Origin of the sequence: Herbaspirillum huttiense, assembly GCF_004367745.1 — a bacterium.
Lineage (GTDB): Bacteria > Pseudomonadota > Gammaproteobacteria > Burkholderiales > Burkholderiaceae_D > Herbaspirillum > Herbaspirillum huttiense.
This window is the reverse complement of the sequence record NZ_CP037993.1, coordinates 2,019,399-2,034,405: the sequence shown is the minus strand read 5'-3', so window position 1 is coordinate 2,034,405 and position 15,007 is coordinate 2,019,399. Positions and strand designations below refer to the sequence as shown.

The 15,007-nt window shown below is 61.1% G+C and carries 17 protein-coding genes and 2 tRNA genes; 6 read left to right on the top strand and 13 right to left on the bottom strand.

The features are described 5' to 3' along the window. Nucleotides 1-8: 8 nt before the first annotated feature. Nucleotides 9-758, bottom strand: coding sequence for an SDR family oxidoreductase (locus tag E2K99_RS09095; protein ID WP_034336623.1), 750 nt, complete (start codon nt 756-758; stop codon nt 9-11). A gap of 256 nt (nt 759-1,014) precedes the next feature. Between E2K99_RS09095 and E2K99_RS09090 the strand changes: the two genes are divergently transcribed. Beyond that, nucleotides 1,015-1,536 carry a DNA-deoxyinosine glycosylase gene (locus tag E2K99_RS09090; protein ID WP_134224063.1) on the top strand — a complete coding sequence of 174 codons (522 nt, stop codon included), beginning with the start codon at nt 1,015-1,017 and terminating at the stop codon, nt 1,534-1,536. Nucleotides 1,537-1,656: 120 nt separating this feature from the next. Here the strand turns inward: E2K99_RS09090 and E2K99_RS09085 are convergent, their stop codons facing one another. From E2K99_RS09085 to E2K99_RS09080, 3 genes are all read right to left on the bottom strand, one after another. Beyond that, the gene (locus tag E2K99_RS09085; protein WP_227022615.1) at nt 1,657-1,833 is read right to left on the bottom strand and encodes a type II toxin-antitoxin system Phd/YefM family antitoxin; all 177 of its coding nucleotides are present in this window, start codon (nt 1,831-1,833) and stop codon (nt 1,657-1,659) included. Next, nucleotides 1,830-1,970, bottom strand: a complete 141-nt coding sequence (locus E2K99_RS25480) for a hypothetical protein (RefSeq protein ID WP_166675052.1) — start codon at nt 1,968-1,970, stop codon at nt 1,830-1,832. The genes E2K99_RS09085 and E2K99_RS25480 overlap by 4 nt, the downstream gene beginning before the upstream one ends. A gap of 114 nt (nt 1,971-2,084) precedes the next feature. Further along, a complete protein-coding gene (locus tag E2K99_RS09080) occupies nt 2,085-2,894 on the bottom strand; it encodes a MetQ/NlpA family ABC transporter substrate-binding protein (RefSeq protein ID WP_134222010.1) in 810 nt (269 codons plus the stop codon). Nucleotides 2,895-3,072: 178 nt separating this feature from the next. Between E2K99_RS09080 and E2K99_RS09075 the strand changes: the two genes are divergently transcribed. From E2K99_RS09075 to E2K99_RS09065, 3 genes are all read left to right on the top strand, one after another. Further along, a complete protein-coding gene (locus E2K99_RS09075; RefSeq protein WP_134222009.1) occupies nt 3,073-3,897 on the top strand; it encodes a spermine/spermidine synthase domain-containing protein in 825 nt (274 codons plus the stop codon). A gap of 154 nt (nt 3,898-4,051) precedes the next feature. Next, nucleotides 4,052-4,127 (top strand) — tRNA-Lys (locus tag E2K99_RS09070). Nucleotides 4,128-4,199: 72 nt separating this feature from the next. Further along, a tRNA-Lys gene (locus E2K99_RS09065) sits at nt 4,200-4,275 on the top strand. A gap of 193 nt (nt 4,276-4,468) precedes the next feature. Here the strand turns inward: E2K99_RS09065 and E2K99_RS09060 are convergent. Beyond that, complete coding sequence (locus E2K99_RS09060) at nt 4,469-4,927, bottom strand: helix-turn-helix domain-containing protein (protein WP_240733881.1); 459 nt, start codon at nt 4,925-4,927, stop codon at nt 4,469-4,471. A gap of 80 nt (nt 4,928-5,007) precedes the next feature. Between E2K99_RS09060 and E2K99_RS09055 the strand changes: the two genes are divergently transcribed. After that, nucleotides 5,008-5,202, top strand: a complete 195-nt coding sequence (locus E2K99_RS09055) for a hypothetical protein (protein ID WP_034330238.1) — start codon at nt 5,008-5,010, stop codon at nt 5,200-5,202. 57 nt (nt 5,203-5,259) lie between these two features. Here E2K99_RS09055 and E2K99_RS09050 read toward each other — a convergent pair whose 3' ends face one another. The 6 genes from E2K99_RS09050 to E2K99_RS09025 all read right to left on the bottom strand — a co-directional run bounded on the left by E2K99_RS09050 (nt 5,260) and on the right by E2K99_RS09025 (nt 11,808). Continuing rightward, nucleotides 5,260-6,066 (bottom strand): alpha/beta fold hydrolase, encoded by an 807-nt coding sequence (locus E2K99_RS09050; protein ID WP_134222008.1) that lies wholly within the window; start codon nt 6,064-6,066, stop codon nt 5,260-5,262. 238 nt (nt 6,067-6,304) lie between these two features. Continuing rightward, nucleotides 6,305-7,033 (bottom strand): ABC transporter ATP-binding protein, encoded by a 729-nt coding sequence (locus tag E2K99_RS09045; protein ID WP_034330243.1) that lies wholly within the window; start codon nt 7,031-7,033, stop codon nt 6,305-6,307. A gap of 2 nt (nt 7,034-7,035) precedes the next feature. Beyond that, nucleotides 7,036-9,003 (bottom strand): branched-chain amino acid ABC transporter ATP-binding protein/permease, encoded by a 1,968-nt coding sequence (locus E2K99_RS09040; protein WP_134222007.1) that lies wholly within the window; start codon nt 9,001-9,003, stop codon nt 7,036-7,038. 4 nt (nt 9,004-9,007) lie between these two features. After that, nucleotides 9,008-9,898: a branched-chain amino acid ABC transporter permease gene (locus tag E2K99_RS09035; protein WP_039786681.1), complete on the bottom strand. Its 891-nt coding sequence runs from the start codon at nt 9,896-9,898 to the stop codon at nt 9,008-9,010. A gap of 176 nt (nt 9,899-10,074) precedes the next feature. Next, nucleotides 10,075-11,226 (bottom strand): ABC transporter substrate-binding protein, encoded by a 1,152-nt coding sequence (locus tag E2K99_RS09030; protein ID WP_034337699.1) that lies wholly within the window; start codon nt 11,224-11,226, stop codon nt 10,075-10,077. A gap of 156 nt (nt 11,227-11,382) precedes the next feature. After that, nucleotides 11,383-11,808: an acyl-CoA thioesterase gene (locus E2K99_RS09025; RefSeq protein WP_088754193.1), complete on the bottom strand. Its 426-nt coding sequence runs from the start codon at nt 11,806-11,808 to the stop codon at nt 11,383-11,385. Between the two features lie 441 nt (nt 11,809-12,249). Between E2K99_RS09025 and E2K99_RS09020 the strand changes: the two genes are divergently transcribed. Further along, nucleotides 12,250-13,926: an electron transfer flavoprotein-ubiquinone oxidoreductase gene (locus E2K99_RS09020; RefSeq protein ID WP_121039214.1), complete on the top strand. Its 1,677-nt coding sequence runs from the start codon at nt 12,250-12,252 to the stop codon at nt 13,924-13,926. Between the two features lie 79 nt (nt 13,927-14,005). Here E2K99_RS09020 and E2K99_RS09015 read toward each other — a convergent pair whose 3' ends face one another. Both E2K99_RS09015 and E2K99_RS09010 read right to left on the bottom strand, forming a co-directional pair. Beyond that, nucleotides 14,006-14,581 carry an NUDIX domain-containing protein gene (locus E2K99_RS09015; RefSeq protein WP_034337690.1) on the bottom strand — a complete coding sequence of 192 codons (576 nt, stop codon included), beginning with the start codon at nt 14,579-14,581 and terminating at the stop codon, nt 14,006-14,008. Between the two features lie 110 nt (nt 14,582-14,691). Beyond that, nucleotides 14,692-15,006: a DUF2818 family protein gene (locus tag E2K99_RS09010; protein ID WP_121039208.1), complete on the bottom strand. Its 315-nt coding sequence runs from the start codon at nt 15,004-15,006 to the stop codon at nt 14,692-14,694. Nucleotide 15,007 lies beyond the last annotated feature (1 nt).

Below are 15,007 nucleotides of genomic sequence, written 5' to 3'. Positions count from 1 at the left end.
CCAGACGCTCAGCGGCCACCGGAAACGTCGATGAAAGTCCCCGTGGCATACGAGGACTCGTCCGACAGCAGCCACAGGATGGCGTGAGCCACTTCCTCGGCGGTGCCGCCGCGCTTCATGGGGACGGCATCCTTGAGCCGGTCGACACGGCCCGCCTCGCCGCCGCTGGCGTGGATATCGGTATAGATCAGACCCGGACGCACGGCGTTGACGCGGATGCCCTCGGCGGCCACTTCCTTGGCCAGGCCGATGGTGAAGGCATCGATGGCACCCTTGGAGGCGGCGTAGTCCACGTATTCACCGGGGCCGCCCAGCTTGGCGGCCATCGACGACAGGTTGACGATGGCCCCGCCCTGCCCGCCGTGGCGGGTGGACATGCGCTTGACCGCCTCGCGCGCGCACAGCAGGCTGCCGGTGACGTTGGCGACCAGCACCCGGGTGATGCGTTCGGCGCTCATGGCGTCCAGGCGCGACTGGTGATCCAGGATGCCGGCATTGTTGACCAGGGCGGTGACGCGGCCCAGCTCCTGGTCGGTGGTGGTGAAGAGGCGCAGCACGTCCTCCTCTTTGGAGACATCGCCGGCGACGGTAATGGCGCGGCCGCCCGCGGCACGGATCTGCCCGGCCACCGACTCGGCGGCCTCGCGGTTGGACACGTAGTTGACGCACACTGCGTAGCCGCGCTGGCCCGCCAGCAACGCGGTGGCCGCGCCGATGCCACGGCTGCCGCCGGTGACGATGATGACCTTGTCTGTCATGTTCTGTATCCCTTGTGTGAATGGCCCGGCGCGTGACGCCTGGGCAGCTTACGCTAAGATGTGAATTCTTGTGCATTTTGCCGCAAGCCTGACGCTTCTGCAGCCGCGCCATTGTGCCCGGATGGCGAGGCCGATGGAGCTTGCTGAAATTCTTTTCATCCCGGCCATTTACATGCCTGCTCGCCGCTCCTTTGCCGCCACCCCTTCGCCTGCCCATGATGCTGCCCGCGCTGCCGATTCGGGCACTACTGATCCCTTGCTGGCCAGCTTTGCGCCGGTAGTGGCGCAGGATACGCGCATCCTGATCCTGGGCAGCCTGCCGGGAACGGCTTCGCTGGCGATCCGGCAGTATTACGGGCATCCGCGCAATGCGTTCTGGCGGCTGGTGGGCGAAGTGATCGGGGTTGACCTTTACACGATGGACTACGCCGCCAGGCTTGCCACCTTGCTGCAGCATCGCATCGGCCTGTGGGACGTCATTGCCCAGGCCAGGCGCATCGGCAGTCTCGACAGCGAAATCAGGGATCACAGCGGCAATGACTTGCTGACGCTGATCGCCGGTCTTCCGGCATTGGAGACCATCGCTTTCAATGGCGGTACCGCCGGCAAGATCGGGATCAAGGCGCTGGGGGCCAAGGCGGAAAACTATCGGGTGGTGCTGTTGCCGTCGAGCAGTCCGGCGCATGCGGCATTGGCGTATGAGGACAAGCGTGCGCGCTGGCTGGCCGCACTGCGCTTCTCATCGCCGCCGATGCCGCCTGCCGGGCCTCAAAGGTAATGATAGCGACAGGCAAAGCAGCTGAATGATGCGGTTGAGCCTCTTTCTTGTCCCGCGTTTGCCGATACTGGTAGTCGTGCGAGGCTGGCGCCCTGACTATGCTTCCTTGACTAGCGCTTATTACTCATCCAGCTTCTTTTCCTCGATCTTGGCGGCCCGAAGTTGGGCAATCGAGCGCTCCAGATGGGCGACGTTGGCAGGCGAGCGCAACAGATGAGCCGTTTCCATCGGGCTACTGAAGCAATCGTGCGAGACCAGCTCCCCATTGGGATCGTCGCCAGGCTGTCTTGGCTTCATTTTCTGAAGAACAGATAGTCATAAAATTCCCCCGAAAACCCGCCATTGAAAATCAAATACTGCAACGCCTTCGCGAAAAACACGATGGCGCAGAAGACGATGGCCAGCTTCAGGCAGAGGATGAGGTTCTTGAACATGGCGCAAGTGTAATGGAGCACCGGCCGCCAGCGCACCACCCCGACGGGAAACCCACAAAAAAAACCGCCCTTCCAGACGGCGGGCGGTGCACAGAGCAATGCTTGGGGCGGAATTCAGAACGCCGGCACCAGCGATCCCTTGAACTCGGTCTCGATGAACTTGCGCACTTCCTCCGACTGGTAGGCCTGCACCAGCTTCCTGGCCCAGGGCTTGTCCTTGTCCTCGACGCGGGTGGCGATGATGTTGGCGTAACGGCCGCGCGGATCTTCCACGGCGATGGTGTCCTTCTGCAGGGACAGGCCGGCCTTGTAGGCGTAGTCATTGTTGATCGAGGCGGCCGCCAGGTCGTCCAGCGAGCGTGGCAGTTGTGCCGCATCCAGTTCGATCAGCTTGAGCTTGCGCGGGTTGTCGATGATGTCCAGCGGAGTGGCGTTGACGCCGTTTTCGCCCACGCCCGGCTTGAGCTTGATGAGGCCGGCTTTCTGCAGCAGCAGGAGCGCACGGTTGCCGTTGGAGGGATCATTCTGGATGCCGACCTGCGCACCGTTGGGCAGCTGGTCCACCGACTTGAACTTGCGCGAGTAAATGCCCAGCGGGGCCGTGATGGTCAGGCCGACCGGCACGATCTTGTAGCCACGTGCTGCAATCTGGCTTTCCAGGTAGGGGCGATGCTGGAAGGCGTTGGCATCGAGGTCGCCGGAGGCCAGTGCCGCATTGGGCTGGAGGTAGTCACTGAAGACCACGGTCTGGATCTCCAGGCCGTCACGTGCGGCGACTTTCTTGACGACGTCGAAGATGGCTTCGGCACTGCCGACCGAGATACCGACCTTGATCTTGTTCTTGTCCTGTGCGCTGGCGCCGTGCGGCGCCAGGACCAGGGTCAGCGCAGCGGCGATGCGCTTGATGATTGCAGCCAATGGCATGGTAACTCCGGAAATGATGAGGTCCGCATCCTCACATACGCGCGCGCCCGGCAGAAGGAATGAATTCGCATGTCGATATGCGCAAAGCGTGCAGCGGCCACTGGCAGCCTACCAAGGCAAGGTATCATTCGGCATACGCAGGCCGCCTCCCCGGCTGCCGCGCCGTTTCATTCATATCATGCTCATCCGAAGAAAATCCATCGAAGCCCAGGCCAATACCAAGGCCGGCCCCAATCGTCGCCGTCACCAGCTGGAAGCCGACGCCAGCAAACCACGCAAACCGAAATATGCCCCGGTCACGCTCTCCGAGCTGGAAGGCGTACGTTATCTGCATTTCGGCACCGAATGGGTACAGGGCGCGATGCGCATTCGCAAGCCCGACTGGATCGAGCTGGAATACGCCCAGCAGATGATGGCGTGGATGCTCTTCCACCGTACGCCGCGCCATATCGTGCAACTCGGGCTCGGAACCGGCGCGCTGACCAAGTTCAGCTACCGGCAATTCCCGCAGGCGCAGGTGACGGCGGTGGAGCTGAATCCGGCTGTCATCGCCATCTGCCACAGCATGTTCAAGCTGCCCGAGCCGGACGAACGGCTGATGCTCATCGAAAGCGATGCCATGGATTTCATCGTCCATGCTGCCACGCACGGCATCATCGATGCCTTGCAGGTTGATCTCTACGACGCCACTGCACGCGGGCCGGTGCTGGACACTCCCGAGTTTTACCAGGCCTGCTATGACAGTCTGGCACCGGGTGGCGTGATGACGGTCAATCTCTTTGGCGATCATCCGAGCTATGCCAAGAACCTGCGGGCGATGGAATACGCCTTCGATACCGTGGTGTCGCTGCCGGAAGTCCATGACGGCAACGTGGTGGCGCTGGCCTTCAAGGGCGCGGTGACGTTCGATTTCCCCGAGTTGTATGCGCGTGCGGCACTCATCGAGAGCCAGACCAAGCTGCCGGCCAAGTCCTGGGTCAATGGAATCAAATCGGGCTTGTAACGCAAATTGTGCGCAAAAGGAGGCCGGGCGTGGCGCGGACGCCGAAGAGATAAAATATTTTCATCTTTTCTCAAAAAAAGCTTGCACCACCCCGACCTCCCTCCTATAATGCGCTCTCTCTTGCAGCACTGAGGCAACAACGAAGTGCAGCAACGGGGCGTTAGCTCAGCTGGTAGAGCAGCGGACTCTTAATCCGTAGGTCCACAGTTCGAATCTGTGACGCCCCACCAAAATTTCAAAAGGCCTCTCAACCCGAGGCCTTTTTCACTTCCCGGTTGGCCTGATCTCTTCAGGAACACCACGGGGCGTTAGCTCAGCTGGTAGAGCAGCGGACTCTTAATCCGTAGGTCCACAGTTCGAATCTGTGACGCCCCACCACTAACGAAAAGCACCACGAGTGATCGTGGTGCTTTTTTCGTTTCTGCGCCTCTTTGTGTGCTTGTGTGAACTTCCTGTCTCAACCCCTCAAGACCCCCTCAAAAATCGCACCTCTTCGCGATCACATTCAGTCTCCTGGTCTCTTGCTCTTGCGCTACCACTCCCCTTACCGGCCTTTTTTACCATCGGCCATTCACTCCCTCATCTGGGCAGAAACGGTAGCGCCAGACTCTTCACCACTCCCGCTCTGCGCCGATCCCGGTGCGCCCTTGCGCTGCCGCCCCGGACGGATGCGCTTGGCCTCGGAAGCGGCTGGCAGATCGCGCTTCTTCTTCCCCGTCTTCGCCATCTGCGACAAGCCCGACAAGAGCTGGACCAGGGAGCTGCGCAGCACCGGATCCACGGCGCGATAGCAGGCAATCAGCTCGCTCTCCTGCTGGGTCGGCGTACTGCCGCGCACACCGGTCAGCACATAGGTAATATCGATCCCGATCTCCCCCAGGCCGTGCAGGTAATAAGCGTCCGGCGCGGTCTCGCCGATTTCGTACTTGATTTGGGTACGTGCCGTGATATCGAGCTGGTCCGCTACCGATTTCTGGGTATGACCGCAGCGGCCACGCTCTTGCGCAAGGCGATCACCAAGTACTGTCAAAAATTCACTCTTATTCGATGACATATGAAAAGGACCTCTCCTAGAATGTTGCTTTCAGCTCAACAGCGAGGAGACATCTTATGGCACCCAAGCAACAAAACGAACGCAAGCCCGCAAAAGGAACGACGCGTCTGGTGAATTTTCGATTAAATGAGGCGGAATTCGAGGAAGCTGACCTGTTGGCACAACAAACCTACCGCTCGCGCGCTCTTTTCATTCGCACGATGTATTTGCTGGGACTGCAGACGTATCGCCGCCAGCATCCTGTCGACTGAGATCGCGCACACGCATTCGCCCGACCAGGATGACGATGAACGGGGCGGCCGAACGGGTCAGATGAGGCCGCGGCGCAGCAGGAACTCCCTGGCTTCCCGCATCACCTGATCCGCTTGCTCGCGGTGCGGGACATGGCCACATTGCGCCAGCACCCGCGACTCGCCCTGCCCCGGGAACGCTGCAGACAAGCTGGCAATCATGCGCGGATGCGTGAGACTGCCAAACTCATCCAGATCGCCATGCAGCGCCAGCACCGGACAGACCAGCCGCTCCAGCATGGGGGCCAGCGACCAGTGCGCAAAGGAAGGCGAGAGCCAGGTGTCGATCCACGCCGAGAGCACCCAGCGCGCCTGTTGCAAGTCGTTGCCGTGGTACTTCGCCAGCCGCGCGAGTTGTGCCGGATCGGCAAAGCGGGTTCGCGCCTCCTGAATGCCCTGCAAGGTCCGGTCCTCCACGAAGGCTTGCGCCGATTCGGTGATGACGGCCAGCACTCGCTGCGGCCACTGTGCCGCCGCCGACACGGCCATGCCACCGCCGACGCTGTGGCCAAACAGGATCACCTTGTCCACTGCGAAATGCTGCAGGACCGCAGACAGCGACGTGGACGCTTCAGCAGAGATGAAATCCAGCGCCAGTCCATCCGTCCTCGCCGAGGACTGTCCGAAGCCGGCCCGATCATAGGCAATGACGGGAAGTCCGGTCTGCGCCGCCAACCGGGCAGGAAAGTCGCGCCACAAGGCGACCGATCCCAGCGAGTCGTGCAACAGCACAATCGGCGTGCGTGCCTCGGGCGAACCGCCCCACACGCTGGCATACAAGGTTCCGCCCTCGGTCTCGATATACGCGTCCTGCCGTTCGGACATGCTCGCTCCTCTGCTTGGGTACTGACGCATTGCGTGCGGCCGCCGCCCCCTCTAACTGCACACGGCCATCCAAAGGGGCCAGCGGCAAATAAAAAGGCGCACCGGGGGGTGCGCCTGAATCAGCCTTCAAGGGGGTATGGCTCCCCCTCAATATACCGGACACGCTATCAGCTTGCGCGACGTGCGAGCCCCAGTATCACGCCAGGCGCATGGCTGATGCTGCTTTGCTTGCAGTCCATCAGTGATGCGCGCCGCCGCCCAGATAGGCGGCCTTGACCGCCGGGTCGTTCTGCAGCTTGTCGGCGGGTCCGTGTACGGAGATCTTGCCATTCTCCAACACATAGCCGTAGTCCGCAACATTGAGCGCGGCAGCGGCGAACTGCTCCACCAGCAGCATGGTCACGCCCTGCTCCTTGAGCCGCACGATGATGCGGAAGACCTCATCCACCAGGATCGGCGCCAGCCCCATCGATGGCTCGTCCAGCAGGATCACTTCGGGGTTCAACATCACCGCGCGCGCCATGGCCAGCATCTGCTGCTCGCCACCTGACAGGGTACCGGCCAGCTGCGTCTGCCGCTCCTTCAGGCGCGGGAACAGCTCCAGAGCGCGTTCCAGGTCGTGCGCGATATCGCCCTTGGGGCGGGCCCGGGTAAAGCGCGGGAAAGCGCCCAGCAGCAGGTTGTCGGTCACGCTCATGGTGGCGAAGACGCGCCGGCCTTCCGGCGAGTGCGCCAGGCCGTAGCGCGCGATGCGGTGCGAGTCCAGGCCGGTGATGTTCTTGCCGCCGAGCGTGACTTCCCCGCCCTTCGGTTTGATCATGCCGGAAATGGCGCGCATGGTGGTGGTCTTGCCGGCACCGTTGGAACCGATCAGGGTCACCACCTTGCCCTTGGGGACGTCCATCGAAATGCCATGCAGCACCTCGACCTTGCCGTAAGCGGCGTGCAGATTGGAAATGGTCAGCATGTTCAGGCTCCCGCGGGGCTGGGTGGGTTGTCGTGGGCATCGCCTGCGCCACTGCCGAGGTAGGCTTCGATGACCTTGGGGTCAGCCTGGACCTGGGCCGGCTTGCCTTCGGCGATCTTCTGGCCGAAGTCGAGCACGGTGACGGTATCGCAGATCGACATGACCACATCCATGTGGTGTTCGATCAGGATGATGGTGATGCCGGCTTCGCGGATCTTGCGGATGATGGCGACGAGCTCCTTGATGTCCGGTGCCGTCAGGCCAGCGGCCGGTTCATCGAGCAGCAGCAGGCTGGGGTTCAGGCCCAGCGCACGGCCGATCTCCAGCAGGCGCTGCTTGCCGTAGGGCAGGTTGCGCGCCTCCTCGTTGGCCAGATTGGCCAGGCCCACGAACTCCAGGATGGCGGCTGCACGTTCACGGGCGGCGTGCTCTTCGCGCACATAGCGCGGCGTATTGACCATCACGTCAACCACGTTGCTGTTGAAGGTGTGATGCAGGCCGACCAGCACGTTTTCAGTGGCCGTCATTTCACCGAACAGCTGCACGTTCTGGAAAGTGCGCGCCACGCCGCCCAGGGCGATGGTCGAAGGCGTATTGCCGGAGATCGGGCGACCGTCGTATTCCACCACGCCATCGGTAGGACGATAGATGCCGGTCAACACGTTCATCATGGTGCTCTTGCCCGAGCCGTTGGGGCCGATCAGGCCGTGCACGCTGCCTTTGCGCACATCCAGGTCAACCCGGTTCAAGGCCTTCAGGCCACCGAACTGCATCAGGATCTGGTTCACCTTCAGCAGCGTTGCGCCCTCGTCCTTGACGGAATCGGTGGTGATGACGGCGCGCTCCTTGTCACCGGCGATCTGCTGGGCCACGGGCACGTGCTTGGTCAGCATGCGGCCGAACAGGCTGCGGCAGAAGCCGACGATGCCGTCCTGCAGGTAATACACGACGAACAGCGTCATCAAACCGAAGATGGTCAGGCGCCAGTCGGTGATGTTTTCCAGCTTGTAGGAGAAGGCGGCCATGGCGATGGTCGCCACCACCGGCACGGCGATGCCGCGGGCGGTCTTGGTCCCCTTGGCCAGCTGCACGCCGGCGCCGATCACCACGATCACGGCCAAGACGGTAGCGATCTGACGGAACAGCGCGATGTCAGACAGCAGGCTGGGCAGCATCACCACGATCAACGCGCCGATCAGCGAGCCGATACGCGATTTGCGGCCACCCATGATCACCGCCAGCAGGAACAGGATGGTCAGTTCGAAGTTGTAGGTATTGGGCGAGATGTACTCTTCCGAATACGCATACAAAGCGCCCGACAAACCGGCCAGCGCCGCGCTGATGATGAAGGCATAGACCTTGTAGCGATACACCGACACGCCCATGCAGTCCGAGGCGATCGGACTGTCGCGCAGCGCCTGGAAGGCACGGCCCAGGTTGGACTTGAGGATGCGATGCACCACCAGCATCGAGATCACCATCAGGATTGCCACCAGGTAGAAGAACTGCACTTCGTTCATCTTCTCGCCACCCAGCATCGGCTTGGCGACCTTGATCCCGAGCGGGCCTTCGGTGAGGAAGGTCATCTCGTTGATCAGGATCTGGATGATGGTCCCGAAGGCCAGCGTCACCATGGCCAGGTAAGGACCGGTCACGCGCAGCGCCGGCAGCGCCAGGATGGCACCGAAGACGGCAGTCACGGCAATGGCCGCCGGAATCGTCACGAAGATCGGCAGGCCCAGCTTGAAGAACAGCACGCCGGCCGCGTAGGAGCCGATGCCAAACAGGCCCGCATGGCCCAGCGAGACCTGGCCGGTGTAGCCGACCACGATATCGAGCCCGAACAGCAGGATGGCGTAGATGAGGATGGTTTCGATCAGGTGCAGGTAATACGGGTTGTGCACCACCATGGGAATGCCGCCCAACGCGGCGATGCCCAGCAAGGACAGCAGCAGAATTTTCTTGTTCATGGCTTCAGACCTTCTTGATCGCAGTTTTGCCGAACAGGCCTGCAGGTTTCACCGCCAGGACCAGCAGCAGCAGCACCAGTCCAGGGACTTCCTTGTAGCCGGTGGAGATATAGAAACCGGTCACGGTTTCAGCCACCCCGAGGATCAGGCCGCCGACGATGGCGCCCATGCCCGAGGTCAAGCCGCCGATGATGGCCACGGCAAAGGCTTTCAAGCCCAGTGCCGCGCCCATGGTGGCACCGGTCAACGTCAGCGGTGCTACCAGCACGCCAGCGAAGGCGGCGGTGGCCGAAGACAGGGCATATGAAAAAGTGATCACCATGCTGGTATTGATGCCCATCAACCCCGCCGCATCGCGGTCGTTGGAGGTAGCTACCACGGCCTTGCCGTAGATCGACTTGCGATTGAACAATTCGACCGCCGCCATGATGAGCAAGGCACCGATCACCACCAGCACCTGCATCGGCTGCACGTTGGCCCCGAAGACCTGGAAGGGCGTGCCGGAGATGGGCGACGGGAACGGCAGGTCGTCCTTGCCCCAGATGTTCTCGGCGACGTTCTTGAAGATGATGGCCAGCGCGATGGTGGACATGATCCAGCCGAATTCGGACTTGATCTTGATGGCCGGACGCACGCCGATCCATTCCACGAACATGCCCTGCAGGGCACCGAAGACCAGCACGATGGGGATCATCAGCCAGTAGTTGAGATAAGGCCCGCCGTGGATGTTGCCCACCACGGAGAGCCCGACCAGCGCGCCCAGCATCAGGGCTTCACCCTGGCCGAAGTTGAGCGTGCCGGACGTGGCAAAGGTCAGTTGGTAACCGAAGGCGATGACGGCATAGATCATGCCGAGCGCGATCCCGGAGAAGACCAGTTGTAAGAGGATGTCCATTGTATTTCCCAAGAAGCGGCTACCGCCGGGTGGCGGCGTAGAGCTGCAACGATCCCGCGGCGACCGCCCCCGGCGCCGTTAGAAATTCGTCAACAGATCGTGTGAAAAAGGCCAGCCCCCGGATCGCAAGGACTGGCCTCTTCGACTGCGTTACGTGAAGTGAAGCGAGTCGGTTCTTATTTGCCGAGGATGACGCGGCCGTTCTTGACCTCGCCCATCACGACCATGCCAGGCTTGATGGCTTCGTGATCGTCATGGGTGAACGGCTTGTCATAGGTGGTGACCACGCCTTCGACCTTGGTGTTCAGGTTTTCCAGCGCAGCGCGAACCTTGTCGCCATCAGTGGTGCCAGCCTGCTTGATGGCAGCGGCCAGCAGCAGGATGGAGTCATAGCCCTGGGCAGCCGAGACGGCCGAAGGCATGCGGTCAACCTTGTAGGCCTTCTGGTAAGCCTCGATGAAGGCCTTGCGCTTGGGCGTGTTGCCGTCCTGGATGAAGGTTTGCGGCATGCGGGCACCGTTGCCGTTCTTGCCGGAGTTGTCGATGAAGTTGCCCATCGACAGCGGCCAGCTGCCGATGATGGGCACTTGCCAGTTCAGCTTTTCCATGCCGTTGGCGATCTGCGCCAGTTCCGGGCCGATACCGTAGGTCAGCACGGCTTGTGCGCCGCCCTGCTTGGACTTGAGCAGCTGGGCCGTCATGTCCACATCCTTGATGTTGTACTTTTCGACGGCCACCGGGGTGACCTTCTTGTCAGCCAGCACCTTTTCCAGGTCTTCACGGCCGAGCTGGCCGTAGTTGGTGGAGTCGGCCAGGATGGCGACCTTGGTGAACTTCTGCTTGTCGACCGCTTCATCGGCGATCATCTTGGCCTGGATCTTGTCGGCGGCCGAGGTGCGGAAGATGTAGTTGTCCTTTTCCTTCTCGAACTGCTTGGTGATCACGGTGCCGGTCGCCACGTTGTTGATCACCGGGATCTTGGCTTCCTGGTAGAAGCGCTGCGAGGCCAGGGCCACGCCGGTGTTGATGAAGCCGACGGTGGCGACCACCTTTTCCTTGTTGATCAGTTCCTGGGCGATCTGCACGCCGCGTTCGTTCTTGGCTTCATCGTCGCGCTCGACCAGCTGGATCTGCCGGCCCAGCACGCCGCCAGCGGCATTGATCTCGGCCACGGCCAGCTTGACGCCATCACGCATGGACACGCCCATCGGGGCAGAGCCACCGGTGTAAGGGCCGGAAACGCCGATCTTGATCGGATCCGCAGCCTGCGAAGTGAGCGCCAGGCTCATCAGGGCAGCGGCAACAAAGGCTTGGGTCTTGTAGCTCATGTCATCCTCCAGAATGTAATTGTTGGCTAGCACGCGAGCGGGCGTAGCGCTTTTGGAACCCGCTCCGTGTGAACGAATTCTCCGCTCCCCTTCGCTCTGTGGCGAATCCTTGCGGGAGTGTCGGGCCGATTCTGTCCCAGTTTCCTTGCGCCAAACTTACAGGCTTGTCAGGAGCTGTCGCAGCTTCTCAGGCAGTGCAGTGGATTTCTCTTTCTTGAAATCGACCCAGACGATTTTTGCGGCACCGTCAGCATAAATGATCTGTTCATCGGCAGCGTCGCGGATGACATACGTAGTTTCCACACTCGTGCGCCCCAGGTGCCCCGCGCCCATCTGCACCAGGATGCTGGCGGGATACTTCATCTGGCGGCGGAAATTGCAGTGCGCATTGACGATCACCGGGCCCTCCTCGCCTGCGATGGTGGGGCCGAACACCTCTTCCAGCCACTCGATGCGGCACTGCTCCATGAAACGGAAATAGAGCGTGTTGTTGACGTGGCCGAAGGCGTCCATGTCGCCCCAGCGGATGCGTTGCTGCGAGACGTACAGGGGCTTGCTTGCGGCGGCTTCGTGACTGCTCATCGTGGGTCCTTTCCTGGTTTGATTCATCAATAACTGAAATTTTTTTCATGCGCGGCAGGGGGCCGCTGTCGCATTTGCGACGCAATGGCGACCCGCATGCTGCAGCATTTCCAGCGTCATTACCGATTCATGTTGCTCGCCCGCACAAGTTCATGACCTGCAGGGGTCATGAGGGCCGGTAATGACATCCGCCGAATACGGGATGAGACCTGCCCTGAAAATCCCATAAAATACGGCACCTGCGGAAACCAACCAGCGCGGCGCGATAGACCGATTGACGCCGGCACCGGCTTCAGTTTGTGTGCATTGTTTCAGACATGAACGAAGGATGCTGAATAAAAAGGCTGCGAAATCGCCATTCCCTCTAGCGTTCCTTCGAAAAATACTTAACAATAGCACGATCGTTCGAAAAACAGGCAGTTCACATAACACGGGACACCCATGACTTCTTCTCAAGACTTGCTCGCACAATACGGCCCTCGCGAATCGATGGAATATGACGTCGTCGTCATCGGCGGCGGCCCCGCTGGTTTGTCGGCAGCGATTCGCCTCAAGCAGCTGGCTGCGCAACAGAACCGGGAAGTCTCGGTCTGCGTGCTGGAAAAAGGCAGCGAAGTCGGCGCCCACATCCTCTCCGGCGCGGTGATGGACCCGCGTGCACTGACCGAACTGATCCCCGACTGGAAGGAACAAGGCGCGCCCCTGAATACACCGGTGACCGAAGACCGTTTCCTGTTCCTCTCCGAGAGCAAGGCCTACAAGACCCCCAACTGGCTGCTGCCGACCTGCTTCCAGAACCATGGCAACTACGTGATCTCGCTGTCCAACGTCACCCGCTGGCTGGGCCAGCAGGCCGAGGCGCTGGGCGTGGAGATCTTCCCCGGCTTCCCGGCGGCCGAAGTGCTGTATCACGAGGATGGCTCGGTCAAGGGCGTGGCGACCGGCAACCTGGGCATCAACAAGGAAGGCGAACCCACCGGAGACTTCCAGCTGGGCATGGAGCTGCACGCGAAATACACCTTCTTCGCCGAAGGGGCGCGCGGCCACCTGGGCAAGCAACTGATCGCCAAGTACAAGCTCGATGCCGGCCGCGATCCGCAGACCTATGCCATCGGCATCAAGGAACTGTGGGAAGTGAAGCCCGAAGTACACCAGCCCGGCCTGGTGGTTCATACCGCCGGCTGGCCGCTGGCCAATGACACCTATGGCGGCTCCTTCCTGTATCACCTGGAAAACAACCAGGTCGCCGTCGGCTACGTCGTAGGACTGGCCTACCAGAATCCGTATCTTTCGCCCTTCGAGGAATTCCAGCGCTACAAGACCCATCCGGAGATCCGCAAGTTCTTCGAAGGTGGCAAACGCATCTCTTACGGCGCACGTGCCATCACGGCCGGTGGCGTGCAATCGCTGCCCAAGCTGGTCTTCCCCGGTGGCGCCCTGCTGGGTTGCGATGCGGGCTTCCTCAATGCCTCGCGCATCAAGGGCAGCCATGCCGCCATCAAGAGTGGCATGCTGGCCGCAGATGCCGCCTTCGCGGCGCTGGGCGAGAACCGCCAGTCCGATGAGCTGGCGGCTTACCCGGCAGCCTTCGAGGCTTCCTGGCTGAAGGAAGAACTGCACAAGGCACGCAATTTCAAGCCGTCGATGAGCAAGGGATTGATCACCGGTACCCTGCTGGTCGGTATCGACCAGGTGCTCTTCGGGGGCAAGGCGCCGTGGACGCTGCGCCATACCCACGCCGACCACGAATGCCTGCGCCCGGCTTCGGACTTCGCGCCGATCGCCTATCCCAAGCCGGATGGCAAGCTGACCTTTGACCGCCTGTCTTCGGTCTTCATCTCCAATACCAACCACGGTGAAGACCAGCCCGCGCACCTGACGCTGAAGGACAAGAATGTTCCGGTGCAGGTGAATCTGGCCAAGTACGCCGGCCCGGAATCGCGCTACTGCCCGGCCGGGGTGTATGAATTCGTGAAGAACGAGGACAATTCCGATCGCCTGCAGATCAACGCGCAGAACTGCGTGCATTGCAAGACCTGCGACATCAAGGACCCGACACAGAATATCGTGTGGGTCACCCCGGAAGGCGGCGGCGGGCCGAACTACTCGGGCATGTAAGCGCCCTTCCCTGTCTCGCAAAAACGAAAGCCGCATCCTTGTCAGGGATGCGGCTTTTTTCGTTGGGTCAGCGCAGTTCTCAGATGCCGGCCGGGCGTTCGGGCGGGGTCCAGCTGCCATTGACTATCTTCTCCAGCCAGAACACCCCGATCACGGTCTTCACATCCGTGATCTGACCATTGCGTACCTGTTCCAGCAGCTCGGCCAGCGGGGCCTTGTAGATGTCGAGGAATTCACCTTCGTCCAACTCCCGCTCGCCCTCTTTCAAGCCACGCGCCAGATACAGCACCAGATGTTCATCCGAATAGGCGATGGCATTGTGAATGGTGCACACGTATTGCCATTCTGTGGCGGTATAACCGGTCTCTTCCTTCAGTTCGCGCTTGGCGCACTCCAGCGTATCTTCACCCGGATCGATCTTCCCGGCCGGGAATTCGATGAAGACCCGGTGCAGCGGATAGCGGAACTGGCGCTCCATCAACACGCTCCCGTCCTCGAACAGTGGCAGCACCGTGACTGCACCGGGGTGCTTGATGTATTCGCGGCTGGTTTCCTTGCCGTCCGGGAGCACGATGGTGTCCTTTTGGACCTTGAGGAAATGGCCGTCGTAAACCTGGCGAGTGTCTTTCTGCGTCTCTTTGAGATGGGCGTCCATGAGTTGTGCGAGGGGATGAGGTTGGAGAAGAAAAACGACTGGCCGCGCCCGACCGGCACGCACCAAGAAAAAAGGCGTCAGTCAGTGACCGACGCCTCTTGCAGGCTGCTTCAGGCGTGCTGCTTGCGCAGGTATCGCATCACATAGCCAGGATAGGCCAGCACCAGGAACAGACAAGCGGTGATGGCATAGAATTCCCAGCCCTGCGAAAAGACGTTGCCGATGCCGCTTTCCAGCAGATGGGCAGCGACGCCGACCAGGAAATACAGCACCACCAGTTCCAGCAGCCGCAGCCAGATCGGTTTGACCCAGGCGGCGTCCTTGTTCAGCGGAATCAGGCCGAACAATTGCTGGTTGAAGAAAGGCAAATTGGCCGCCAGGGCGGCCAACAGGATGACGATCCAGCTGAACAGGGAAACGTTCATT

Coding starts and splice junctions, on each gene's coding strand:
- E2K99_RS09080 (WP_134222010.1), bottom strand. CDS start 2,894: ATGCCATTGGCTGCAATCATCAAGCGCATCGCCGCTGCGCTGACCCTG.
- E2K99_RS09010 (WP_121039208.1), bottom strand. CDS start 15,006: ATGAACGTTTCCCTGTTCAGCTGGATCGTCATCCTGTTGGCCGCCCTG.
- E2K99_RS09085 (WP_227022615.1), bottom strand. CDS start 1,833: ATGAAGCCAAGACAGCCTGGCGACGATCCCAATGGGGAGCTGGTCTCG.
- E2K99_RS09040 (WP_134222007.1), bottom strand. CDS start 9,003: ATGAACAAGAAAATTCTGCTGCTGTCCTTGCTGGGCATCGCCGCGTTG.
- E2K99_RS09075 (WP_134222009.1), top strand. CDS start 3,073: ATGCTCATCCGAAGAAAATCCATCGAAGCCCAGGCCAATACCAAGGCC.
- E2K99_RS09020 (WP_121039214.1), top strand. CDS start 12,250: ATGACTTCTTCTCAAGACTTGCTCGCACAATACGGCCCTCGCGAATCG.
- E2K99_RS25480 (WP_166675052.1), bottom strand. CDS start 1,970: ATGTTCAAGAACCTCATCCTCTGCCTGAAGCTGGCCATCGTCTTCTGC.
- E2K99_RS09025 (WP_088754193.1), bottom strand. CDS start 11,808: ATGAGCAGTCACGAAGCCGCCGCAAGCAAGCCCCTGTACGTCTCGCAG.
- E2K99_RS09050 (WP_134222008.1), bottom strand. CDS start 6,066: ATGTCCGAACGGCAGGACGCGTATATCGAGACCGAGGGCGGAACCTTG.
- E2K99_RS09030 (WP_034337699.1), bottom strand. CDS start 11,226: ATGAGCTACAAGACCCAAGCCTTTGTTGCCGCTGCCCTGATGAGCCTG.
- E2K99_RS09095 (WP_034336623.1), bottom strand. CDS start 758: ATGACAGACAAGGTCATCATCGTCACCGGCGGCAGCCGTGGCATCGGC.
- E2K99_RS09035 (WP_039786681.1), bottom strand. CDS start 9,898: ATGGACATCCTCTTACAACTGGTCTTCTCCGGGATCGCGCTCGGCATG.
- E2K99_RS09015 (WP_034337690.1), bottom strand. CDS start 14,581: ATGGACGCCCATCTCAAAGAGACGCAGAAAGACACTCGCCAGGTTTAC.
- E2K99_RS09055 (WP_034330238.1), top strand. CDS start 5,008: ATGGCACCCAAGCAACAAAACGAACGCAAGCCCGCAAAAGGAACGACG.
- E2K99_RS09045 (WP_034330243.1), bottom strand. CDS start 7,033: ATGCTGACCATTTCCAATCTGCACGCCGCTTACGGCAAGGTCGAGGTG.